At 61.1% G+C, this 19977-nt stretch carries 25 protein-coding genes; 7 read left to right on the top strand and 18 right to left on the bottom strand.

The features are described from left to right. The first annotated feature begins 16 nt into the window (after window positions 1-16). Window positions 17-571, top strand: coding sequence for an isoprenylcysteine carboxylmethyltransferase family protein (locus ACIN8IBEIGE_RS11960; protein ID WP_160014819.1), 555 nt, complete (start codon window positions 17-19; stop codon window positions 569-571). A gap of 15 nt (window positions 572-586) precedes the next feature. On the opposite strand, the gene ACIN8IBEIGE_RS11955 is transcribed toward ACIN8IBEIGE_RS11960, so the two are convergent. Further along, the gene (locus ACIN8IBEIGE_RS11955) at window positions 587-1021 is read right to left on the bottom strand and encodes a hypothetical protein (protein ID WP_160014818.1); all 435 of its coding nucleotides are present in this window, start codon (window positions 1019-1021) and stop codon (window positions 587-589) included. A gap of 122 nt (window positions 1022-1143) precedes the next feature. On the opposite strand from ACIN8IBEIGE_RS11955, the gene pip reads away from it, so the two are divergent. Together pip and dtd are read left to right on the top strand one after the other, a co-directional pair. Beyond that, window positions 1144-2115 carry a prolyl aminopeptidase gene (gene pip, locus ACIN8IBEIGE_RS11950; RefSeq protein ID WP_160014817.1) on the top strand — a complete coding sequence of 324 codons (972 nt, stop codon included), beginning with the start codon at window positions 1144-1146 and terminating at the stop codon, window positions 2113-2115. Further along, window positions 2112-2549, top strand: coding sequence for a D-aminoacyl-tRNA deacylase (dtd, locus tag ACIN8IBEIGE_RS11945; protein ID WP_160014816.1), 438 nt, complete (start codon window positions 2112-2114; stop codon window positions 2547-2549). Before pip ends, dtd begins: the two co-directional genes overlap by 4 nt. Window positions 2550-2618: 69 nt before the next feature. Here dtd and ACIN8IBEIGE_RS11940 read toward each other — a convergent pair whose 3' ends face one another. Then, window positions 2619-3206, bottom strand: a complete 588-nt coding sequence (locus tag ACIN8IBEIGE_RS11940; protein WP_160014815.1) for a 2-hydroxychromene-2-carboxylate isomerase — start codon at window positions 3204-3206, stop codon at window positions 2619-2621. Window positions 3207-3252: 46 nt separating this feature from the next. Then, a complete protein-coding gene (locus ACIN8IBEIGE_RS11935; protein ID WP_160014814.1) occupies window positions 3253-3981 on the bottom strand; it encodes an SDR family oxidoreductase in 729 nt (242 codons plus the stop codon). Window positions 3982-4082: 101 nt separating this feature from the next. Between ACIN8IBEIGE_RS11935 and ACIN8IBEIGE_RS11930 the strand changes: the two genes are divergently transcribed. Beyond that, complete coding sequence (locus ACIN8IBEIGE_RS11930) at window positions 4083-4577, top strand: helix-turn-helix domain-containing protein (RefSeq protein WP_160014813.1); 495 nt, start codon at window positions 4083-4085, stop codon at window positions 4575-4577. Window positions 4578-4642: 65 nt separating this feature from the next. On the opposite strand, the gene ACIN8IBEIGE_RS11925 is transcribed toward ACIN8IBEIGE_RS11930, so the two are convergent. From ACIN8IBEIGE_RS11925 to ubiE, 9 genes are all read right to left on the bottom strand, one after another. After that, window positions 4643-5350: a 16S rRNA (uracil(1498)-N(3))-methyltransferase gene (locus ACIN8IBEIGE_RS11925; protein WP_160014812.1), complete on the bottom strand. Its 708-nt coding sequence runs from the start codon at window positions 5348-5350 to the stop codon at window positions 4643-4645. Beyond that, on the bottom strand, window positions 5347-6147 hold the full coding sequence (gene tatC / locus ACIN8IBEIGE_RS11920) for a twin-arginine translocase subunit TatC (RefSeq protein ID WP_160014811.1): 801 nt from the start codon (window positions 6145-6147) through the stop codon (window positions 5347-5349). Before tatC ends, ACIN8IBEIGE_RS11925 begins: the two co-directional genes overlap by 4 nt. Next, window positions 6144-6497 carry a Sec-independent protein translocase protein TatB gene (gene tatB, locus ACIN8IBEIGE_RS11915; protein ID WP_160014810.1) on the bottom strand — a complete coding sequence of 118 codons (354 nt, stop codon included), beginning with the start codon at window positions 6495-6497 and terminating at the stop codon, window positions 6144-6146. Before tatB ends, tatC begins: the two co-directional genes overlap by 4 nt. 3 nt (window positions 6498-6500) lie before the next feature. Then, window positions 6501-6740 (bottom strand): twin-arginine translocase TatA/TatE family subunit, encoded by a 240-nt coding sequence (gene tatA / locus ACIN8IBEIGE_RS11910; RefSeq protein WP_090379405.1) that lies wholly within the window; start codon window positions 6738-6740, stop codon window positions 6501-6503. Between the two features lie 28 nt (window positions 6741-6768). Next, window positions 6769-7101 (bottom strand): phosphoribosyl-ATP diphosphatase, encoded by a 333-nt coding sequence (locus ACIN8IBEIGE_RS11905; protein WP_090255176.1) that lies wholly within the window; start codon window positions 7099-7101, stop codon window positions 6769-6771. 7 nt (window positions 7102-7108) lie between these two features. Beyond that, window positions 7109-7510, bottom strand: coding sequence for a phosphoribosyl-AMP cyclohydrolase (gene hisI / locus ACIN8IBEIGE_RS11900; RefSeq protein ID WP_160014809.1), 402 nt, complete (start codon window positions 7508-7510; stop codon window positions 7109-7111). 67 nt (window positions 7511-7577) lie between these two features. Further along, window positions 7578-9167 carry a ubiquinone biosynthesis regulatory protein kinase UbiB gene (gene ubiB / locus ACIN8IBEIGE_RS11895; RefSeq protein WP_160014808.1) on the bottom strand — a complete coding sequence of 530 codons (1590 nt, stop codon included), beginning with the start codon at window positions 9165-9167 and terminating at the stop codon, window positions 7578-7580. Continuing rightward, window positions 9164-9781: an SCP2 domain-containing protein gene (locus ACIN8IBEIGE_RS11890; protein ID WP_160014807.1), complete on the bottom strand. Its 618-nt coding sequence runs from the start codon at window positions 9779-9781 to the stop codon at window positions 9164-9166. The genes ubiB and ACIN8IBEIGE_RS11890 overlap by 4 nt, the downstream gene beginning before the upstream one ends. Further along, on the bottom strand, window positions 9781-10551 hold the full coding sequence (gene ubiE / locus ACIN8IBEIGE_RS11885; RefSeq protein ID WP_160014806.1) for a bifunctional demethylmenaquinone methyltransferase/2-methoxy-6-polyprenyl-1,4-benzoquinol methylase UbiE: 771 nt from the start codon (window positions 10549-10551) through the stop codon (window positions 9781-9783). Before ubiE ends, ACIN8IBEIGE_RS11890 begins: the two co-directional genes overlap by 1 nt. 205 nt (window positions 10552-10756) lie before the next feature. Between ubiE and ACIN8IBEIGE_RS11880 the strand changes: the two genes are divergently transcribed. The 3 genes from ACIN8IBEIGE_RS11880 to ACIN8IBEIGE_RS11870 all read left to right on the top strand — a co-directional run bounded on the left by ACIN8IBEIGE_RS11880 (window position 10757) and on the right by ACIN8IBEIGE_RS11870 (window position 12472). After that, window positions 10757-11035, top strand: a complete 279-nt coding sequence (locus tag ACIN8IBEIGE_RS11880; RefSeq protein ID WP_160014805.1) for a polyhydroxyalkanoic acid system family protein — start codon at window positions 10757-10759, stop codon at window positions 11033-11035. Between the two features lie 203 nt (window positions 11036-11238). Beyond that, window positions 11239-11679 carry a phasin family protein gene (locus ACIN8IBEIGE_RS11875; RefSeq protein ID WP_160014804.1) on the top strand — a complete coding sequence of 147 codons (441 nt, stop codon included), beginning with the start codon at window positions 11239-11241 and terminating at the stop codon, window positions 11677-11679. A 10-nt stretch (window positions 11680-11689) separates the two neighbouring features. Then, the gene (locus ACIN8IBEIGE_RS11870) at window positions 11690-12472 is read left to right on the top strand and encodes a phasin family protein (protein WP_160014803.1); all 783 of its coding nucleotides are present in this window, start codon (window positions 11690-11692) and stop codon (window positions 12470-12472) included. 63 nt (window positions 12473-12535) lie between these two features. On the opposite strand, the gene ACIN8IBEIGE_RS11865 is transcribed toward ACIN8IBEIGE_RS11870, so the two are convergent. The 6 genes from ACIN8IBEIGE_RS11865 to hslU all read right to left on the bottom strand — a co-directional run bounded on the left by ACIN8IBEIGE_RS11865 (window position 12536) and on the right by hslU (window position 19957). Then, window positions 12536-13150 (bottom strand): TetR/AcrR family transcriptional regulator, encoded by a 615-nt coding sequence (locus tag ACIN8IBEIGE_RS11865; RefSeq protein ID WP_090379388.1) that lies wholly within the window; start codon window positions 13148-13150, stop codon window positions 12536-12538. An 87-nt stretch (window positions 13151-13237) separates the two neighbouring features. Then, window positions 13238-14920, bottom strand: a complete 1683-nt coding sequence (gene phaC / locus ACIN8IBEIGE_RS11860; RefSeq protein WP_160014802.1) for a class II poly(R)-hydroxyalkanoic acid synthase — start codon at window positions 14918-14920, stop codon at window positions 13238-13240. Window positions 14921-15113: 193 nt separating this feature from the next. After that, a complete protein-coding gene (phaZ, locus tag ACIN8IBEIGE_RS11855; protein ID WP_090379382.1) occupies window positions 15114-15974 on the bottom strand; it encodes a poly(3-hydroxyalkanoate) depolymerase in 861 nt (286 codons plus the stop codon). Between the two features lie 156 nt (window positions 15975-16130). Continuing rightward, the gene (phaC, locus tag ACIN8IBEIGE_RS11850) at window positions 16131-17810 is read right to left on the bottom strand and encodes a class II poly(R)-hydroxyalkanoic acid synthase (RefSeq protein WP_160014801.1); all 1680 of its coding nucleotides are present in this window, start codon (window positions 17808-17810) and stop codon (window positions 16131-16133) included. A 374-nt stretch (window positions 17811-18184) separates the two neighbouring features. Beyond that, a complete protein-coding gene (locus ACIN8IBEIGE_RS11845; protein ID WP_090379376.1) occupies window positions 18185-18559 on the bottom strand; it encodes a gamma-butyrobetaine hydroxylase-like domain-containing protein in 375 nt (124 codons plus the stop codon). Window positions 18560-18616: 57 nt separating this feature from the next. Further along, entirely contained in the window at window positions 18617-19957 is a 1341-nt protein-coding gene (hslU, locus tag ACIN8IBEIGE_RS11840) for an HslU--HslV peptidase ATPase subunit (protein WP_160014800.1), read from the bottom strand. Between the last annotated feature and the right edge of the window lie 20 nt (window positions 19958-19977).

Raw genomic sequence — 19977 nt, 5'->3', positions numbered from 1 at the left:
AGTTGGAGAGGATCTTATGGAGTGGTTGCAGGGGGTGGTTTTCGGGCTGGGGACGTTGCTGCTGCTGGCGTTGTCCTGGCGGGCAGTGCGCAATCCGCAGTCCCACGGCTTCTACCGATTCTTCGCCTGGGAGGCGATTCTGGCCTTGCTGGTGCTCAATGGGCCGGTCTGGTTTGTCGACCGGTTTGCCCTGCACCAGCGTCTGTCCTGGGCGCTGCTGTTTGCATCCCTGCTGCTGCTATTTGCCGGCCTCTATCAGCTACGGCGGATGGGGCGCCCCGATGGGCAGCGTACGGATGCCGAGCTGTTTGCCTTCGAGCGCACTTCGCAACTGGTGACCAGTGGCATCTTTCGCCTGATTCGTCACCCGCTGTATGCCTCGCTGCTGTTGCTGGCCTGGGGTGTGGCCTGCAAGCAGCCCAATGGCTTGAGCCTGGTTCTGGCACTGCTGGCCAGCCTCGCCCTCTGGCTGACCGCCAAGCGCGACGAAGCCGAGTGTCTACAGCAGTTCGGCGAGGCGTACCGCGACTATATGCAGCGCAGCAAGATGTTTATTCCCTGGCTGTTTTAATCAGTTGCTGGGCCGTTATTGCCACTTCAGGCGCGCCAGCTTCCAGTCATCACCCTCCAGCCACCACTCCATTTCAACGATAAAGTGACGGGCGCTGTCGGGGACCAGGCTTTCGGCGCCGACCAGGGCAACCTGGGCCTCGGTGAAGCCTTTCTCGCGATAGGTCTCGTGGACGTAGCTGGCTGTGCTCAGGGCCAGCACTTCGACGTTCTTGTGGCGCATAAACAGCAGCAACATGGTGCGCTGCGCCCACTCACGGTCAAATTCGCCCTGGGCCGAGAACTGCGGGTGCAGCTGGTCGAGTACCGCGCTGTTGTTCTTCGCCTCCAGGTTGTCCTGCAGTTGTTGCACGGCTGCTTCCAGCGCAGCCAGCGGATCATCCTTGGCGCCGCAACCGGCGAGTAGGGTGCAAAACAGTAGGAAAGCTAAGGCAAATATCCGTGTTGGCATGCTGAACTCCTTTTTCATGGTTATGATGCCCGGCAGAGCTTAAAGCGGTGCGTCCGTGGTTGTTCGGCGCAAGGCCGTCAACGTTACGCCGCGCATTATTCAGGTCAAGTCAGGAGCGTGCCATGCAGACCTTGTATCCGGAGATTAAACCCTACGCCCGTCATGAGCTGGCGGTGCAGGCGCCGCACGTGCTGTATGTCGACGAAAGCGGTTCACCGGATGGTTTGCCTGTGGTGTTTATTCATGGTGGTCCAGGCGCCGGCTGCGACGCAGCGAGCCGGCGCTATTTCGATCCCAACCTCTATCGCATCGTCACCTTCGATCAGCGTGGTTGCGGCCGTTCTACCCCGCACGCCAGCCTGGAGCACAACACCACTCAGGCGCTGATCGCCGACATGGAACAGATCCGCGAGCACCTCGGTATCGACAAGTGGGTGCTGTTCGGCGGCTCCTGGGGCTCGACCCTGGCGCTGGCTTACGCCCAGGCTCATCCGCAGCGCGTGCATGGGCTTATTCTGCGCGGCATCTTCCTGTGTCGCCCACAGGAGATTCAGTGGTTTTATCAGGAAGGTGCCAGCCGTCTGTTCCCCGATTATTGGGAAGATTACCTCGCGCCAATCCCGGCGGATGAGCGCGGTGATCTGGTACAGGCCTTCTACAAGCGCCTGACCGGCCCGGATCAGATAGCCCAGATGCATGCCGCCAAAGCCTGGTCGACCTGGGAGGGCCGTACCGCCACCCTGCGCCCCAATCCGCAGGTGGTCGACCGTTTCAGTGATGCGCATCGCGCGCTGTCGATCGCTCGCATCGAATGCCATTACTTCGTCAACAATGCCTTCCTCGAAAGCGATCAGCTGCTGCGTGATATGCCGAAGATCGCCCATCTGCCCGGGGTGATCGTGCATGGCCGCTATGACGTGATCTGCCCGCTGGACAACGCCTGGGCGCTGCACCAGGCCTGGCCGAACAGCGAGTTGCAGATCATTCGCGATGCCGGCCATTCGGCCGCCGAAACCGGGATCACCGACGCCCTGGTACGTGCCGCGGACGAACTGGCGCGGCGCTTGCTCAACCTGGCGCCGGACGAAGCATGAAGGCATTGATTCAACGGGTGCGTGGAGCCCGAGTGGAAGTGGCGGGTGAAGTGGTTGGCGCGATTGATCAGGGCCTGCTGGCGCTGGTTGGCGTCGAGCCGCAGGACACCCCGGCCAGCGTCGAGAAAATTCTGCACAAGCTGCTCAACTACCGCGTGTTCAGCGATGCCGCTGGCAAGATGAACCTGTCGCTCAGTGATGTCGGCGGCGGGTTGTTGCTGGTTTCGCAATTCACCCTGGCCGCCGACACCAAAAGCGGTTTGCGCCCCAGCTTCACCCGCGCCGCGCCGCCGGCACTTGGAGCTGAATTGTTCGACTTGCTGGTGGCGCAGGCCCGCGCCAAACACCCACAGGTTGCCACCGGCCAGTTCGGTGCCGATATGCAGGTGCATCTGGTTAACGACGGGCCGGTGACCTTTCTGCTGGAAGTCTGACCCCCTCTCGGCCAGGCTACGGTTTCAGTTGTAGGGTGGATGGGTAAAGCGTCATCCACCCTACGTCTGCTAGCGCGTGAGGGCTTCGGCGACGAAGTCGAGGCGATCCTGACCGAAGTGCATCTCGTTGCCGATAAAGAAGGTCGGTGCGCCAAATACCCCACGTTTGACCGCCTCTTCGGTGGTGGCCTTGAGGCGCTCCTTGACTGCTTCATCGTTGACCAGGCGCTCGAACTCGGCGGGATCGAAGCCGGCGGCGCTGAGCACCTCGGCGACTACTTCGGGCTTGCCGAGGTTCTTCTGCTGCACCCACAGCGCCTCGAAAATAGTTCTTACAAAGTGTTCGAAGCGCTCGTTGTCGAGGTAGCCGGCCGCGCCACGCATCAGCGTCAGGGTGTTGATCGGGAAGTGCGGGTTGAAGGCCATCGGCACGCCATAACGGCTGGCAAAGCGTGCCAGGTCCTTGAGCATCCAGGCGCCCTTGCTCGGGATCATGACTGGCGACTGGTTGCCGGTGGCCTTGAATACCCCGCCGAGCAACATCGGTCGCCAGATAAGTTGCGCGCCGGCTTCGCGGGCGATTCGCGGCACCTGGGTCCAGGCCAGGTAGCTGGCCGGGCTGCCGAAATCGAAAAAGAATTCCAGGGTTTTGCTCATTGCATGCTCCTTCGGGAGATCTTGTTATGGGGCGAGCGCGCAGTCGTTAGAACGTCTCAGACCATGGTCGCAGATCCAACTCATGCACCCAGCAATCGCGAGGCTGGCAGTGGATCTGCCAGTAGGTCTCGGCAATGTGGTCGGGGTTGAGGATGCCGTCCTGATCCTTGAGCTGGTACAGCTGCGGAAAGGTGTCGCGGATAAACGCGGTGTCGATGGCCCCGTCGATAATCGGGTGAGCGACATGAATGCCCTTAGGGCCGAGTTCGCGGGCCATGCTTTGGGCTAACGCACGCAGAGCAAACTTGGCGCTGGCGAAGGCAGAGAAGTTGGCCCGGCCGCGCAAGGAAGCGGTGGCGCCGGTAAAGATGATCGTGCCCTGGCCACGCGGCAGCATCACTTTGGCCGCTTCACGGCCGGTGAGAAAACCGGCCAGCGCGGCCATTTCCCAGACCTTGCGGTAGACCCGCTCGGTGGTTTCGGTGATGGAAAACTGCACATTGGCGCCGATATTGAACACCACCGCGTGCAGTGGCCCGACCTCGAGCTCGATGGTACTGAACATGTCGATGACCTGTTCCTCGACTCGAGCATCGCAGCCAAAGGCCCGTGCGCTGCCACCTGCCGATTCAATCTCCGCGACCAGCGGCTCGAGTTTTTCAGCATTGCGTCGTGCCACGCAGGCCACATAGCCCTCGCGAGCGAAGCGTTTGGCGATGGCGCCGCCAGTGGCGTCACCGGCACCGACTACCAAGATTGCTTTGCGTTCTGTCATCGTTGCTCTCCATCAGTTCTGTTTTGGAACCTGCCTCGATAGTCGGTTCCATTTTGGAACCTGTCAAGCTATGGTGAGCCACTGTTGATGGAGATCGGCTTATGCGTTGGGAAGAACTGGAGCAGCAACCCTGCTCGCTGGCCCGCACCCTGTCGGTGGTGGGTGATCGCTGGACCCTGCTGGTGCTGCGCGAGAGTTTTCTCGGTATTCGTCGCTTTGACGAGTTCGAGAAACGCCTGGGCATTACCCGCCATGTGTTGGCCGATCGCCTGAAAAAACTGGCTGAAGCGGGTGTGCTGGACAAGGTGGCTTATCAGCAGCGGCCGCTGCGTGAGGAATATTGCCTGAGCGCCAAGGGCCGTGATCTGTACTCGGCCATTATGGCCTTGGTGAACTGGGGCGACCGTCATATGAGCGGCACCGAGGGCGCGCCGATTCGGCATATCCATCGTACGTGCGGCAGGCCTATGCATGGCGTGCTGGTGTGTTCGGATTGTGGTGAGCCGCTGCAGCCGAGGGATGTACAGCTGGAGGAAGCGCCTGCGCTCAAGGGCCAGCTGCTACCGGCGCATTGGCACGAAAAGCAGGTTGTGTAGGGTGGATGACGCTTTAGCTAGTGGATGGATACGGTGCCACTACCCTAGGGGGCAGGGATGTCTGCTCAGAACAGTCGCGCCAGCAAGGCAGTCACCGCGGTTTCCACCCGCAGAATCCGCGCGCCGAGTTGCACCGGTTGCAGGCCGGCTTCGTTGAGCTTTTCCACTTCGTAGGGAATCCAGCCGCCTTCCGGGCCGATGGCCAGCGTCACAGGCTGTTCGACGGCCCGTGGGCAGGCCGGGTAGTCGCCAGGGTGGCCGACCAAGCCCAGGGTGCCGGCGGCAATGCCTGGCAGCTGGTCCTCGACAAAGGGCTTGAAGCGCTTTTCGATGATGATGTCCGGCAGCACGGTATCGCGGGCCTGTTCCAGGCCAAGAATCAGCTGTTCGCGAATGGCTGCGGGTTCGAGGAAAGGCGTCTGCCAGAAGCTTTTTTCCACCCGATAGCTGTTCAGCAGCACCAGCCGTGACACACCCATGCTGCTGACAGTTTGCAGCACGCGGCGCAACATTTTTGGCCGAGGCAGGGCGAGCAGCAGGGTCAGGGGCAGTTTCTCTGGCGGTGGTTGGTCGAGCTGTACAGATAGCTCGGCTTCTTCTGCATCCAGGCGTAGCAGCTGGCCGCTGCCCATCAGTCCATTCAGGCGGCCGACGCGCAGGCTGTCGCCCGTTTCGGCGCGGTGCACTTCGTGCAGATGCTTGAGGCGGCGGCCGCTGAGCAGCACGCGGTCGGCGGCGATAAAGTCGCCGTCTTCCAGAATCAGCAGGTTCACGGTTGCGCGGCAGGCGGCTGGTCGTTGGAGGAGCTGTCAGCTTCAGTCGCAGCCTCCTCCTCATCGGCGCGGCGCTTGACCAGGCCGCCGCACAGCAGGCCGGCTTCGAACAGCAGCCACATGGGCACGGCCAACAGGGTTTGCGAGAACACATCTGGCGGGGTCAGTACCATGCCGACGACAAAGCAGCCAACGACTACATAGGGGCGGCTTTTGCGCAGGGTGGCGACATCGACCACGCCGACCCAGATCAGCAAAAAGGTCGCGATGGGGATTTCGAACGCCACACCGAAGGCGAAGAACAGGGTCAGCACGAAATCCAGGTACTGGCCGATGTCGGTCATCATCGCCACGCCTTCCGGGGTCACGCTGGCGAAGAAGCCGAACATGATCGGGAACACCACGAAATAGGCGAAGGCCATGCCTGCATAGAACAGCAGGATGCTGGAAATCAGCAACGGAATGGCAATGCGCTTCTCGTGCTTGTACAGCCCTGGCGCAATAAAGCCCCAGATCTGATGCAGGATGATCGGGATGGCGAGAAACAGCGCGACCATCAGGGTCAACTTGAACGGCGTGAGAAACGGCGAGGCCACGCCGGTGGCGATCATCGTCGCACCTTCCGGCAGATAGGCGCGTAGCGGCGCGGCGACCAGCGCGTAGATGTCCTGGGAGAAGTAGAACAATCCGGCAAACAGCGCGAACACCGCCGCCACAATGCGCAACAGGCGTGTGCGCAGTTCGGTCAGGTGAGAGACCAGGGGCATTTCCTGATCGCTGTCCGGTCGTTGGCTCATGGCTGCGGGCTTTTATCCTGGCGGGTGTTATCGGTAGCGGCTACTGGCTCTGCGGCGGGTGCAGCGGCAGGGCTCGTTTCGGTGATGCTGCTAAGCGGCGCGCTGAGGCTCTGCTTCATCGCGTTCATTTCCCGTTCCAGCTCGAGGATCTGTTCGTTATGCAGCTGGCGACGGATTTCGTCCGCGCCGATCTCACGCTCGACCTCAGCCTTGATCGCGCTGAAGCTGCGCTTGATTCGGCCGATCCACAAACCGGCTGTGCGTACCGCGCCGGGCAGGCGATCAGGCCCCAGTACCACCAGGGCGACGATGCCGACCAGCAGCAGCTCGGTAAAGCCGATATCGAACATGGCTTAGTCTTTTTTCGCCGGTTCTTCGACCTTGCGCGCCTGGGCGTCGATGGTCTGACCTTTTGGCTCGTCCACGGCGGGGGCGGGCTTTTCGGCATCGCTGTTGTCCATCGACTTGCGGAAACCCTTGATCGCATCACCCAGATCGGAACCCAGGCCTTTAAGGCGCTTGGTGCCGAACAGCATGACCACGATCAGCAGGACGATCAGGAGTTGCCAGATGCTTATGCCACCGAATCCCATAACGCGTACTCCGTAAGTGAAGGTTTAATCAGTCTTGCGAGCGTGCGGCTTTTTCCGCATGCCCGGAGAGGCCAAAGCGCCGATCCAGTTCGTCCAGTACCGCCTGCGGGTGCTGACCGAGGGCGGCGAGCATGACCAGGCTGTGGAACCACAGGTCGGCGGTTTCGTAGATCACATCGCTGCAGTCGCCGCTGACGGCGGCATCCTTGGCGGCGAGAATGGTTTCCACCGATTCCTCGCCGACCTTCTCCAGAATCTTGTTCAGGCCCTTGTGGTACAGGCTGGCGACATAGGAACTGTCGGCGGCCGCGCCTTTGCGCGACTCCAGCACTTCTGCCAGGCGGCTCAGGGTATCAGTCATGGCCGTGTCACTCATGGTTGTGTCCTGCAGCATAAATGGCGTGCGGGTCTTTCAGCACCGCATCGACGGTTTTCCAGGTGTCGTTCTCGAACACCCGGTAGAAGCAGCTCTCGCGGCCGGTGTGGCAGGCGATGCCGCCCAGCTGTTCGACCATCAGGATGATCACGTCGGCGTCGCAGTCCAGGCGCAACTCGTGCAGTTTCTGCACATGCCCGGATTCCTCGCCTTTGCGCCACAGTTTGCCGCGCGAGCGTGACCAGTAGATGGCGCGCTGCTCGGTAGCCGTCAGGGCCAGCGCCTCACGGTTCATCCAGGCCATCATCAGCACGCGGCCGGTTTTGTGGTCCTGGGCGATGGCTGGTACCAAGCCGTCGCTGTTCCAGTTGATTTCGTCGAGCCAGTCAGTCATTGCAAGTTCCGCCCATTTCGGGCTGTCTGATTCAGAAAGCTAGTGTGCCAGTGCATACCCGGTGTGGCTATCGGCGCAGCACCAGATAGAGGCCGCCCGCCAGCATCAGCCAGCTGGGCCAGGCGATCAGGCTCAGCAGCAGACCCTGAGTAGCGGCTCCGCCGATCAGTGCTGCGCCAAGCAAGCGTGCAGGCCATTGGCGACGCGTGACGGGCTGTTCCTGGCGGCTGGCCGGCTGCTGGTTGAGGCGTTCGAGGGTTTCGCGGGCAATTTGCGACAGGTGCGGCACCTGCTCGGCCTGCAGCTGCAGGTTGCGCAGCAGCTGCAGCGGGCTGATGCGCTCACGCATCCAGCGCTCGAGGAACGGCTGTGCGGTGCTCCACAGATCGAGGTCCGGGTACAACTGGCGGCCCAGGCCTTCGATATTCAGCAGGGTTTTCTGCAGCAGTACCAGCTGCGGTTGCACTTCCATATTGAAGCGCCGCGCGGTCTGGAACAGGCGTAGTAGTACCTGGCCGAAGGAAATGTCCTTCAGCGGCTTCTCGAAAATCGGCTCGCACACGGTGCGGATTGCCGCTTCGAAATCATTGATCTTGGTTTCTGCCGGCACCCAGCCGGAATCGATGTGCAACTGCGCCACACGGCGGTAATCACGTTTGAAGAAGGCGATCAGGTTGCGTGCCAGGTAGTCCTGATCTTCGGCGGTGAGGCTGCCGATGATGCCGCAGTCGATGGCAATGTACTGCGGGTTCCACGGCGTGCGGGTGCTGACGAAGATATTGCCGGGGTGCATGTCGGCATGGAAGAAGCTGTCGCGGAATACCTGGGTGAAGAAGATTTCCACGCCGCGCTCGGCCAGCAGCTTCATGTCGGTGCGCTGATCGGCCAGGGTTTCCAGGTCGGTGACCTGAATGCCATAGATGCGCTCCATCACCAGCACTTTCGGCCGGCAATAATCCCAGTACACCTGCGGCACATAGAGCAGTGGCGAGCCTTCGAAGTTGCGCCGCAGCTGGCTGGCATTGGCCGCTTCGCGCAGCAGATCGAGTTCGTCGTAAATAGTTTTTTCGTAGTCGCTGACCACTTCCACCGGGCGTAGGCGACGCGCATCGGCCGAAGCGCGCTCGGCCAGTTTGGCCAGCAGGAACAGCCAGGCGATGTCCTGTTCGATAACTGGCTTCAGCCCTGGGCGGATGACTTTGACCACCACCTCTTCACCGCTTTTCAGCTGCGCGGCATGCACCTGGGCGACCGAGGCCGAGGCCAGCGGTTGCGTGTCAAAGCGGGCAAACACTTCAGCGACCTTGGCACCCAGCTGGGATTCGATCAGCGCCAGCGCCTTGGCCGGATCGAAGGGCGGTACCTGATCCTGCAGCTTGGCCAGCTCATCGGCGATATCGCTGGGCAGCAGGTCGCGGCGGGTGGAAAGCAGCTGGCCAAACTTGATAAAGATCGGCCCCAGCTCTTCCAGAGCCAGACGCAGACGTGCGCCGCGCGACAGCAGCAGGTCGCGGCGCGGCAGCCAGCGCCAGGGCAGCACATAGCGCAGCAGGCGTGCCCAGAAAGGCAGCGGCAGGGCGAATAACAGGTCGTCCAGCTGGTAGCGGATGACTACGCGCTGGATACGCAACAGACGACGAGCGGCAAGCAGCTTCATGCGATGGGCTTATGGCGTTGGGCGAGGCGCTCGATGCGCGCGTCGAGTCGGTCGAGGGACAGCTTGAGGTGGTCCAGTTCGGCGAAGCGCGCATCGGCTTCGCGCTGGCCGACCAGGCTGCGGGATTCTTCGCTGAGGTAATCGGCCAGATTCAGGCGCAGGCTGTCGAGTGCCTGGCTGCTCCAGTTCACCCGGCTGCGCAGATGGCCACCAAGCAGCTGGCTGCCGACCGGGCCGAGCCAGCGTGACAGCTCGTATTCCCAGTCAAGCTCAAGGTCCTGAAGGATTCCGGCCAGCTCCAGCAAAGCGGCGCTGTCGCCGTCCAGACTGACATCAGGGCTGTGCAGGACACTGGTTTTGTCCTTGCTGGTGGCCAGGCGTAGCAGGCTGGCGGCGGGGGCACGCAAGTGACAATCGGCTTCGCCGGCCCACTGCGCGGCCAGTTGCAAGCCACTGGCACTGGGCAGAATAAACAGCTGCAGGTTTGGCGCGGCGCACTCCATGGCAATCACTCGGCCGCTCAACCGGGCCAGGCGTGGCAGCGCCGTGCTGTCCATGGCCAATACGCGGTTAAGGCCGAGTTCGACGCCGGCCAGCAGCCCGGTGAGTAACATCAGGGCTTGATGCCGCGGTGCAGGGCGACGATACCGCCGGTCATGTTGTGGAAGGTCACGCGCTCGAAGCCGGCTTCCACCATCATCGCCTTGAGGGTGTCCTGATCCGGGTGCATGCGGATCGACTCGGCCAGGTAGCGGTAGCTTTCGGCGTCGTTGGTGATCAGCTTGCCGGCCAGCGGCATGAACTTGAACGAGTAGGCGTCGTAGAACTTCGACAGCAGGGGGCTGGATGGCTTGGAGAATTCCAGGATCAACAGGCGCCCACCGGGCTTGAGTACGCGCAGCATCGAGCGGATGGCATCTTCTTTATGCGTCACGTTGCGCAGGCCGAAGGCGATGGTCACCACGTCGAAATGATTGTCAGGGAACGGCAGTTTTTCCGCATCGGCCTGAACGAAGCTGACATTGCCGGCCACACCCTTGTCGAGCAGACGATCACGGCCGACGCGCAGCATCGATTCGTTGATGTCAGCCAGCACCACTTCGCCAGTTGGGCCGACCAGGCTGGAGAACTTGCGGGTCAGGTCACCCGTGCCGCCGGCGATATCCAACACCCGGTTGCCAGTGCGTACGCCCGACAGCTCAATGGTGAACCGCTTCCACAGGCGGTGCATGCCGCCGGACAGTACGTCGTTCATCAGGTCGTACTTGGCCGCGACCGAGTGAAAGACTTCGGCGACTTTCTCCGCCTTCTGGCTTTCCGGCACGCTCTGGAAACCAAAGTGCGTGGTGGGTTCGCTGTCGCTGCTCTTGCGCGGATCGTTCATCGTGGCCTTTCCCAAAACACAGAGGCTGCATCTAAAGTGGCGGCCATTCTAAACCCAAAAAGCCCGGCTGGGTTTGGGCCGTGCGGCGGCAAACCACAAAGTTGTGCCATGGCCTGAGCCCTGACGTTGCATGCAGCTTGCGCCTTGCAGCCTTGCTATAGTCGCAGCGACTTAAGGTCGCAGTTAACTGGCGAGGAGAAATGCCATGGCCAAGATCACCGTAGAACGTCCCCACTCCCTGGGCCGCGAGGTCGCCCGGGAAAAAGCCGAGCAACTGGCCGAGCGCCTGGCTCGCGAATACGACGTGCGTTACCGCTGGAGTGGCGACACGCTGGAGTTCAAGCGCAGCGGCGCGGATGGGCGTATTGAAGTGCATGAACACAGCGTGCGCGTGCAGCTCAGTCTGGGGCTGTTGTTGTCGGCAATGAGCGGCAGCATCAAGCGCGAAATCGAGGAGGTGCTGGACAAGAATCTGCAAGCATAAGGTGTCGCCTGACGGCACCTTGGCCATTTTATGGCCGGCCATTTTTGCCAGCCACTCTTCGGGCCGTTGCTGCGCGACGTTAAAAACTGCTCCAGGCAGGTTTTTCTTACGCTTAGTATGCGGTTTCTAATTTTCATCGATACCGTGCACCTAAGCCTGCATTCCGTGGGCGTTTCCTCGAAACACTTAGAGTGAGGTGCACCATGTCGAAAGTTGCCGTTAAAAAGAAAGCCGTCGTTGAAGAAACCAGCAGCGTGCTGAGCGACGCAAAAGTTTATGCCCGCAAAATCTGGCTGGCTGGTCTGGGCGCTTACGCCAAAGCCGGTCAGGAAGGTTCCGAGTACTTCAAAGAGCTCGTGAAAAGCGGCGAAGGTGTTGAAAAACAAGGCAAAAAACTGGTCAGCGAACAAGTTGAAGCAGCCAACAGCCAGATCGACAGCGTTAAGAGCACTGTCACCAGCAACGTCAGCAGCGTGAAAGGCAAGGTTGAGGTGCAGCTCGACAAGATCGAGAAAGCCTTCGACAACCGTGTTGCCAGCGCTCTGAACCGCATCGGTATCCCGTCCAAGCAGGATGTTGAAGCGCTCTCTGCTAAGCTGGATGAGCTGAGCGCGTTGCTCGAGCACGTCGCGCGTACCAAGTAAGGAGAGCAGGATGGCTGTCAAAAAGAAAACCGAAAAGCAAACCACTTCCTGGATCGGCGAAGTAGAAAAATACTCGCGTCAAATCTGGCTGGCTGGTTTGGGTGCCTACTCCAAGGTCAGCAAGGACGGCAACAAGCTGTTCGACACGCTGGTCAAGGATGGCGAGAAAGCTGAGAAGCAAGCCAAGACCGAAGTCGACAAGCAAGTTGGCGCAGTGAAGTCCACTGTGGGTTCGAAAGTGGACACTGCCAAATCGAAAGTTGATGAAGTCAAAGACAAGGCTATTGGCAAGTGGGGCGAGCTGGAAGAAGCCTTCGACAAACGTCTGAACAATGCCATTTCGCGTCTCGGTGTACCGAGCCGTAATGAAGTGAAAGCGCTCAACGCCAAAGTTGAAAGCCTGACCAAGCAGATCGAGCAGCTGACCGGTGTTTCGGTCAAGTCGGTAAAGCCTGCGGTGAAGAAAGTAGCGGCCAAACCTGCTGCTAAGCCTGCAGCCAAGCCGGCCGCTAAAGCAGCCGCCAAGCCTGCAGCGAAACCTGCTGCCAAGCCAGCGGCTAAACCGGCCGTCAAGGCTGCAGCCAAACCAGCGGCTAAACCTGCTGCCAAAGCTGCCGCTAAGCCAGCAGCCAAACCAGCGGCAAAACCTGCTGCCAAGCCAGCTGCTAAAGCAGCCGCCAAGGCGCCAGCCAAGCCTGCAGTTGCCAAACCCGCTGCTGCTCCGGTAGCCGCTGCGGCACCTGCACCGGCCGCTGCACCTGCTGCACCTGTGACACCTGCCGCCCAGTCGTAAGACGCGTAGCAGTAAACGCAAACGCCCGGCCTAGTGCCGGGCGTTTGCGTTTAGGCATTCGCGTTAATCTTCGAGGTAGCGCTGCGCCAGGTGTTCGGCGGCGTAGCGCGACTCTTCGGCCAGATGCGGGGCCACCAGCATCATTACCTGATAGACCACCAGGCGGCTTTCACCCTCACGGCCGATGATGCGCTGGTAGTCGAGGGAGAACAGCAGGGTCAGGGTGATCTGCTCGACCAGTTGGCCCAGTGACTGGGTATCGCTTTGCAACTGGCCATCGAGTTGCAGTTGTGCAAGCAGTTCGGCCAGTGCGCGTTTGAGGTTGTTGAGCCAGTGACGCATGCCACGTTCCAGTTTTGGCAGGCGGCTGGTCAGGTTGGACAGGTCCTGGAACAGGAAGCGGTAGTGCGCCAGGCGTTCGACAATCAGGTGCAGAAACAGCCAGTAATCCTCCACATCCAGCTGCACGTCTTCGGGCGGTGAGAGCAGCGGCGCGAGTTCCGCCTGAAAGCGCTCGAACAAACCGAGGATCAGCGGTTCCTTGCCGTGAAAGTGGTAGTACAGATTGCCCGGACTGATGCCCAGTTCGTTGGCGATTTCCAAGGTGGAGACATTCGGTTCGCCCTTCTGGTTGAACAGCAGCAGGGCGCATTCAAGGATTCTGTCGCGGGTTTTCATCCGGTCTTCTTATTCTGGCCGCGGGAAGGCTGACGATACCTGGCCGCAATGGCTTGCGGCCAGTCTGATCATGCGTGGCTGGGTGTTTTAGCGCACATGCACATAGGTGCCGGGCGCGGCTTCCATGGCCGGGTAGTTCTGGTTGCCCAGGGCCATTAGGGTGTCCTTTTGCTCGCCAGAACGCTCCTGCATCCAGTTCAGCCACACTGGCCACCAGCTGCCCTGCACATGTTCGGCGTCGTGGTACCAGGCGCGCGGGTCGCCAGTGAGTTTGGGGTTCTCCAGGTAATTGGATTTCGGATTACCCGGTGGGTTGAGAATGCTCTGGATGTGCCCGCTGTTGGACAGAATAAAGCGCCGGTCACCGCCCAGCAGCAGGGTCGAGCGGTACACCGCATCCCAGGGGGTGATGTGGTCGTTGATTCCGGCGACGCTGAAGCTGTCGACCGTGACCTTCTGCAGATCGACCGGGGTGCCGCAGACTTCCAGGCCGCGCGGGTGAGTCAGCGGGTTGTGCTTGAAGAAGTCGATCAGGTCGCCATGCAGGGCGGCCGGCAGACGGGTGTTGTCGTTGTTCCAGTAGAGAATGTCAAAGGCCGGTGGCTGCTTGCCGAGCAGGTAGTTGTTGACCCAGTAGTTCCAGATCAGATCGTTGGGGCGCATCCAGGCGAACACTCGCGCCATGTCGCGTCCATCCAGCACGCCTTGCTGGTAGGAGCGGCGCTTGGCGGCCTCGAGGGTCAGCTCGTCAGCAAACAGCATGGCCGGGCTGTCGATCTGGCTGTCCAGCAGGCTGACCATATAGGTGGCGCTGGCCACTTTGCGCAGCTGACGTTTGGCTTGCAGATGCCCTTGCAGCGCGGCGATGGTCAGGCCGCCGGCGCAGGCGCCGAGGAGGTTGACGTCCTTGCTGCCGGTGATTTCACGGCAGGCATCGATGGCGACTTCCAGCGCTTCCACGTAGCTCGACAGGCCCCACTCGCGGTGCCGCGGGTCAGGATTGCGCCAGCTGATGACGAAGGTCTGCAGGCCGCCTTTTAGTGCGTACTGGACGAAGCTCTTCTCGTTGGAGAGGTCGAAGATATAGAACTTGTTGATTTGCGGCGGCACGATCAGTAGCGGTTTGGTGTACTGCTTTTCGCTCATCGGCTTGTACTGGATCAGTTCCAGCAGCTCGCTGCGAAACACCACCGCGCCTGGGGTGGTGGCCAGGTTGCGGCCGACTTCGAAGGCGTGTTTGCTGACCTGGCTGGGCATACCGTCGTTGTTCACCAGGTCATCGAACAGATGCGTCACACCTTTGAGCAGGCTGCTGCCACCGCTGTTGAACAGTTCCTTGATCACCTGCGGGTTGAGCAGCGTGTTGCTGGGCGCCAGTGCGTCGCCCAGCAGGGTGGCGACAAAGCGCGCGCGCGCGCGGTCATCGGCGTCCAGATTGCTCTCATCGATCCAGCTGTTCAGCTGCTTCTGGCAAGCCAGGTAGGCTTGCAGGCTGCGGCTGTAGAGCGGATTGTCTCGCCAGGTGGGGTCGGCGAAGCGCGGGTCTTGCGAGTTGACTTTGAACGGCTTGTCGCCCATCAACACGCGACCCAGTTGGCCGCCTAGCGCAGCAACATGCCGGGCGCTGTGAATAGGTTGCTTGATCCCCTGCAAGGCCAGGCCGCGCAGGGTGGACAGCAGATCACGGCCGCGCAGACCGACCACTGCATTTTGCACGTTCATCACGCTTTTGTGCGCCGGCAAGGCGCGTTTGGCTGGTTGGTCTCGCATTGGGCAACACTCCGTCGTCAAACCATGAGACTTGATAAGCAGCAAGGCTTATACCAATGCGCGCGCATGGGCGTTCCAGACTGCCGCGCGTCAAGTCCCAGGTAATACAACGTGCCCGAAAGTGGGTCAAGCACTGTGCTTGCGGCACAGTCTCAGAGCGTGCAGTTGAGGCCTTTGCCCAACCAAGGTGCGGTTAGCTGAGCGTGCGGGCTGGCGCGGGCTGTGGGTGCATAATCGCGCGCTGACGTTCTTCCTCGAGGAATTTCATGATGATCGGTGCCACCGCTTCGGCACGGGTCACTAGGAAAAGGTGACCATCGTCGATCACGTGCAGCTCGGAGTTGGGGATACGCCAGGCCAGCAGGCGCATATTCACCAGAGGGATCAGCGGATCGTCGTCCCCAGCCATCACCAGCGTCGGTTGGCGGATCTTGTGCAGCCAATGGATGCTGGTCCAGCCGAGGCCGGCAAACAGCTGCCAGTAGTAGCCCATCTTGCCGCCCGAACGCACTTTACTGGCATGTGCCAGCGCCAGTTTCGGGTCGCGGCGGAAGGCACCACCGTAGATTTCCGGGGCAATCTGCACGCCGTAGGACGGCTGCACATAACGCCGCGGGCTGGCCATACACCAGAGCACCTTGGGTTTACCGGGTACCATCACCGCGCCGGCCGAGGTGGCGGCAAGGATCAGCTTCTTGCAACGCTCGGGGTAGTCGTGGGCGAATTGCTGCGCCAGGGCGCCGCCCCAGGACACGCCAATCGCATTGACCTGACCGTAGTCGAGATAATCGAGCATGCGTGCGGCGAGCTTGGCCAGGCCAGGAAAGCGATATGGCGTGCTGGGCGTGGAGGAACCACCAACGCCAGGCACGTCGAAGGCGATGACCTCCAGACCTGGATCCAGGGCGCGCACGAAGGGCATGACCAGCTCCAGGTTGGCCCCGATGCCGTTAAAGATCAGCAGCGGGGTCATCTTGCCGTTGCCGGGGCGAACCGCGGTACGGATGGTCTGGCCGTCCAGTTCAATGGTACGGAATACGAAAGGTAGCGACATGCGCAAAAGCCCTATCAATTAAAACGCTGGATCAGACCCTCCGGGTCTTTTCCAGAAACACCAGGGCAAAGCCTGGTTCGCCTCACCCGCATCAATGAGCGGGTGGGCGAGCGACACCTCCAGTGCCGCAGGCAGTATTGCGCAGTGCGCAGGTGATCAACGTTCGTGAACGTAGGTGCCGGGGGCTGCTTCGCCGGCCGGATGTTTCTTGTTGCCCAGTTGGCTCGGTGCCTTTTTCTGCGCGCCGGAGCGCTCGCCCAGCCAGACCTGCCAATGCAGCCACCAGGAGTCGGCGTGCTTGGTTGAGCTGGCTTGCCAGGTTTTCGGGTCCGCGTGCATCTGGGTGTTGGTCATGTAGCGTGCTTTAGGGTTGCCCGGCGGGTTGAGAATGCTCTGAATATGCCCGCTGTTGGACAGGACGAACTCGACATTGCCACCGAACAGGTTGGCCGACTTGTAGCACGACTCCCACGGCGTAATGTGGTCGGTAGTGCCGGCCACGCAGTAGAGGTCGCTGGTGACCTGCTTGAGGTCAATTGGCGTGCCGCAGACTTCCAGTGCGCCCGCGCGGATCAGCGGGTTGGACTGGAACATCTCGATAAACTCACCATGCAGGGCAGCCGGCAGGCGCGTGGTGTCGTTGTTCCAGTAAAGGATGTCGAATACCGGTGGCTCGTTGCCGAGCAGGTAGTTGTTGACCCAGTAGTTCCAGATCAGGTCGTTGGGGCGCATCCAGGCGAAAACCTTGGCCATGTCGCTGCCTTCCAGCACACCGGCCTGATAGGAACGGCGCTTGGCCAGCTCCAGGCTTTTCTCGTCGGCGAACAGCGCCACATCGGTTTCCAGGCGGTTATCCAGCACGCTGACCAGCAGGGTCAGGGCATGCACCTTCTTTTCACCCAGTGCGGCGTAATGGCCCAGCAGCGAGGTGGTGGTCAGGCCGCCGGAGCAGGCGCCAAGCATGTTTACGTCCTTGCTGCCGGTGACGGCAGTGACCACGTCGATGGCTTCTTTCAGCGCCTCGATATAGGTCGACAGGCCCCACTCACGGTGTGCCTTGGTCGGGTTGCGCCAGCTCACCACGAAGGTCTGAATGCCGTTGCGCAGCAGGAAGCGCGCCACACTTTTTTCCGGTGACAGGTCGAATACGTAGAACTTGTTGATCTGTGGCGGCACCACCAGCAGTGGGCGCTCGTGTACCTGTTCGGTGATCGGTTTGTACTGGATCAGTTCGAGCAGGTCATTGCGGAAAATCACTGCGCCATCGGTTGTGGCCAGGCTTTTGCCGACTTCGAAGGCGTTCATGTTGACCTGGCTGGGCATGCCGCCGTTGTTGACGATGTCCTGGGCCAGGTGTGACAGGCCGTCGAGCAGGCTCTTGCCGCCGGTTTCGAAGAAGCGTTTAACCGCGGCCGGGTTGGCCATGCTGTTGCTGGGGGCCATGGCTTCGGTCATCAGGTTGATGACGAAGTGGCCACGGCTGGCATCCTGTTCGGACAGGTTGCTGTGCTCGACCCAGTCATGCAGTTCCTTGCGCCAGGCCAGGTAGGTCTGCAGGTAGCGGCGGTACAGCGGGTTCTGGCTCCAGGCCGGATCGGCAAAGCGCCGGTCGCCTTCGGCGGGGGTGAGGTCGGATTGGCCGAGCATCACGTTCTTCAGCTCCATGCTGAAGTGGGCAAGGTGTTTGGCGCTGTGCAGGGGTTGCTTGAGGGCTTGCTTGAGTACGACTCGGGCGGAGCTAAGTAGGTCTTTACCGCGGATGCCGATCACCGGGTTAAGGCCCAACGTGTTCTCGGAGGCCTGGTGTTTCAGGTCATCATTATTCTTATCTGTCATCTACAACGCTCCATTGTCCTGAGACGAAATACCGGCGTACTGCTGTGCACGGCGACACAGGGCTAAGGGCCAGGTATTGCCCGGATTGCCAAGGGCGGATCGCTCCGCAATCTTCCTCGTCGCAGGGGCTGCCTGGCGCGAGAAACTTCCAACTACTTGGTTACCCGAGTTTGAGAATTTGTGCAAGCCGGCCGAGATCCAAGCCGAATGCGCGATGAGTATGCAGGGAAGGATTAGAAAATGCGCTCTAACCGGCCAGGATCAACGGGCTAGACGGGCTGCTGCGCTGCGGCAGATTGCCGCTTGGTGGTGCGTGCGTGAGGAAATAGCTGACGTGTCTGAGTCAATTCCTGACGGTATATCGCCTGGGCACTTCAGAGCATCAGTTTGACCACGCTCTCGCTGGGATCGCGGGACTTGCCTGCGGCGGCGAGGGTGGCGAGGTAATCGTTCCACAGCTCAGTCTGGCGCAGGGACAGCTGTTCCAGATAATCCCAGGTGAACAGACCGCTGTCGTGGCCGTCATCAAAGGTCAGTTTGAGTGCGTAATTACCCGCAGGCTCGATCTTGCTCAGGCCGACGCCTAGCTTGCCGGTTTGCAGAATGGGTTTGCCGTGGCCCTGCACTTCCGCCGATGGCGAATGCACGCGCAGAAACTCGGCGGGCAGGGTGTAGTGCTCGTCGGCCCCGTAGTGCAGCTCCAGGGTTTTCGAGGCTTTGTGCAGTTTTATTGCGGTGGGGATGCGCATGCTCGCTTCCTGAATGGATCCCGGGCCCGGAGAGCATCCGGACCCAGGAGGGACGCGTTACAGAATATAGCGCGAGAGGTCTTCGTCCTGCGCCAGCTCGCCGAGATGGCTGTTGACGTAGGCCGCGTCGATCACGATCGGCGTGCCATTCTGCTGGCCGGCCAGGTCGCCGGCGCTGAAGGACACTTCCTCGAGCAGGCGCTCGAGCAGGGTGTGCAGGCGGCGCGCACCGATGTTCTCGGTCTTCTCGTTGACCTGGTAGGCAATCTCGGCAATGCGCTTGATGCCCTCGGCAACAAACTCGATGCCCAGGCCTTCGGTGTTCAGCAGCGCGGCGTATTGCTCGGTGAGCGAGGCGTGCGGCTCGCTGAGGATGCGCTCGAAGTCCTGCGGGGTAAGGGCTTTCAGCTCGACGCGAATCGGCAGACGACCTTGCAGCTCAGGCACCAGGTCGCTCGGCTTGCTCAGGTGGAACGCGCCGGAGGCGATAAACAGGATGTGGTCGGTTTTCACCATGCCCAGCTTGGTGTTCACCGTGCAGCCTTCGATCAGCGGCAGCAGGTCGCGCTGCACACCTTCGCGGGACACGTCGGCGCCGCCGGTGTTACCGCGCTTGGCGACCTTGTCGATCTCGTCGATAAACACGATGCCGTTCTGTTCCACGGCTTCCAGGGCCTGGGCCTTGAGTTCTTCCTCATTGACCAGGCGCGCAGCTTCTTCGTCACGCACCATCTTCAGGGCTTCCTTGACCTTGAGCTTGCGGCTTTTCTTCTTGCCCTTGCCCATGTTGGAAAACAGGCTCTGCAACTGGTTGGTCATCTCTTCCATGCCCGGCGGGGTCATGATTTCGATGCCGGCCGGGCTGTCGGCCACTTCGATCTCGATGTCCTTGTCGTCCAGCCGGCCTTCGCGCAGGCGCTTGCGGAACAGCTGGCGGGTGTTGGAATCACTGGCCGGCGCGGCTTCTTCGTTGAATCCGGTGCGGGCCGGCGGCAGCAGGGCGTCGAGAATGCGCTCCTCGGCGGCATCTTCGGCGCGGTGGCGGACCTTGATCATCTCCTGCTCGCGCAGCATCTTGATCGCTGCATCGGCGAGGTCTCGGATGATCGACTCGACATCGCGGCCGACATAGCCAACCTCGGTGAACTTGGTCGCCTCTACCTTGATAAACGGTGCATTGGCCAGCTTGGCCAGGCGGCGGGCGATTTCGGTTTTGCCGACCCCGGTTGGGCCGATCATCAGGATGTTCTTTGGCGTCACCTCGGCGCGCAGCTCAAGCGGCAGCTGCATGCGCCGCCAGCGGTTGCGCAGGGCAATGGCCACGGCGCGCTTGGCGTCGTCCTGACCGATGATGTGGCGGTTGAGTTCGTGAACGATCTCGCGGGGCGTCATGGACATGCGGCGATACTCCAGAGGAG

This window comes from Pseudomonas sp. 8BK (assembly GCF_902506475.1).
Classification (GTDB): domain Bacteria; phylum Pseudomonadota; class Gammaproteobacteria; order Pseudomonadales; family Pseudomonadaceae; genus Aquipseudomonas; species Aquipseudomonas anguilliseptica.
The sequence above is the reverse complement of the archived record's forward strand: the minus strand, read 5'-3'. Positions and strand labels throughout refer to the sequence as shown.

What these genes read in the sequence shown, in the direction of transcription:
- ACIN8IBEIGE_RS11960 (WP_160014819.1), top strand. Translation starts at nt 17, where the DNA reads ATGGAGTGGTTGCAGGGGGTGGTTTTCGGGCTGGGGACGTTGCTGCTG.
- ACIN8IBEIGE_RS11955 (WP_160014818.1), bottom strand. Translation starts at nt 1,021, where the DNA reads ATGCCAACACGGATATTTGCCTTAGCTTTCCTACTGTTTTGCACCCTA.
- pip (WP_160014817.1), top strand. Translation starts at nt 1,144, where the DNA reads ATGCAGACCTTGTATCCGGAGATTAAACCCTACGCCCGTCATGAGCTG.
- dtd (WP_160014816.1), top strand. Translation starts at nt 2,112, where the DNA reads ATGAAGGCATTGATTCAACGGGTGCGTGGAGCCCGAGTGGAAGTGGCG.
- ACIN8IBEIGE_RS11940 (WP_160014815.1), bottom strand. Translation starts at nt 3,206, where the DNA reads ATGAGCAAAACCCTGGAATTCTTTTTCGATTTCGGCAGCCCGGCCAGC.
- ACIN8IBEIGE_RS11935 (WP_160014814.1), bottom strand. Translation starts at nt 3,981, where the DNA reads ATGACAGAACGCAAAGCAATCTTGGTAGTCGGTGCCGGTGACGCCACT.
- ACIN8IBEIGE_RS11930 (WP_160014813.1), top strand. Translation starts at nt 4,083, where the DNA reads ATGCGTTGGGAAGAACTGGAGCAGCAACCCTGCTCGCTGGCCCGCACC.
- tatC (WP_160014811.1), bottom strand. Translation starts at nt 6,147, where the DNA reads ATGAGCCAACGACCGGACAGCGATCAGGAAATGCCCCTGGTCTCTCAC.
- tatB (WP_160014810.1), bottom strand. Translation starts at nt 6,497, where the DNA reads ATGTTCGATATCGGCTTTACCGAGCTGCTGCTGGTCGGCATCGTCGCC.
- tatA (WP_090379405.1), bottom strand. Translation starts at nt 6,740, where the DNA reads ATGGGATTCGGTGGCATAAGCATCTGGCAACTCCTGATCGTCCTGCTG.
- ACIN8IBEIGE_RS11905 (WP_090255176.1), bottom strand. Translation starts at nt 7,101, where the DNA reads ATGACTGATACCCTGAGCCGCCTGGCAGAAGTGCTGGAGTCGCGCAAA.
- hisI (WP_160014809.1), bottom strand. Translation starts at nt 7,510, where the DNA reads ATGACTGACTGGCTCGACGAAATCAACTGGAACAGCGACGGCTTGGTA.
- ubiB (WP_160014808.1), bottom strand. Translation starts at nt 9,167, where the DNA reads ATGAAGCTGCTTGCCGCTCGTCGTCTGTTGCGTATCCAGCGCGTAGTC.
- ACIN8IBEIGE_RS11890 (WP_160014807.1), bottom strand. Translation starts at nt 9,781, where the DNA reads ATGTTACTCACCGGGCTGCTGGCCGGCGTCGAACTCGGCCTTAACCGC.
- ubiE (WP_160014806.1), bottom strand. Translation starts at nt 10,551, where the DNA reads ATGAACGATCCGCGCAAGAGCAGCGACAGCGAACCCACCACGCACTTT.
- ACIN8IBEIGE_RS11880 (WP_160014805.1), top strand. Translation starts at nt 10,757, where the DNA reads ATGGCCAAGATCACCGTAGAACGTCCCCACTCCCTGGGCCGCGAGGTC.
- ACIN8IBEIGE_RS11875 (WP_160014804.1), top strand. Translation starts at nt 11,239, where the DNA reads ATGTCGAAAGTTGCCGTTAAAAAGAAAGCCGTCGTTGAAGAAACCAGC.
- ACIN8IBEIGE_RS11870 (WP_160014803.1), top strand. Translation starts at nt 11,690, where the DNA reads ATGGCTGTCAAAAAGAAAACCGAAAAGCAAACCACTTCCTGGATCGGC.
- ACIN8IBEIGE_RS11865 (WP_090379388.1), bottom strand. Translation starts at nt 13,150, where the DNA reads ATGAAAACCCGCGACAGAATCCTTGAATGCGCCCTGCTGCTGTTCAAC.
- phaC (WP_160014802.1), bottom strand. Translation starts at nt 14,920, where the DNA reads ATGCGAGACCAACCAGCCAAACGCGCCTTGCCGGCGCACAAAAGCGTG.
- phaZ (WP_090379382.1), bottom strand. Translation starts at nt 15,974, where the DNA reads ATGTCGCTACCTTTCGTATTCCGTACCATTGAACTGGACGGCCAGACC.
- phaC (WP_160014801.1), bottom strand. Translation starts at nt 17,810, where the DNA reads ATGACAGATAAGAATAATGATGACCTGAAACACCAGGCCTCCGAGAAC.
- ACIN8IBEIGE_RS11845 (WP_090379376.1), bottom strand. Translation starts at nt 18,559, where the DNA reads ATGCGCATCCCCACCGCAATAAAACTGCACAAAGCCTCGAAAACCCTG.
- hslU (WP_160014800.1), bottom strand. Translation starts at nt 19,957, where the DNA reads ATGTCCATGACGCCCCGCGAGATCGTTCACGAACTCAACCGCCACATC.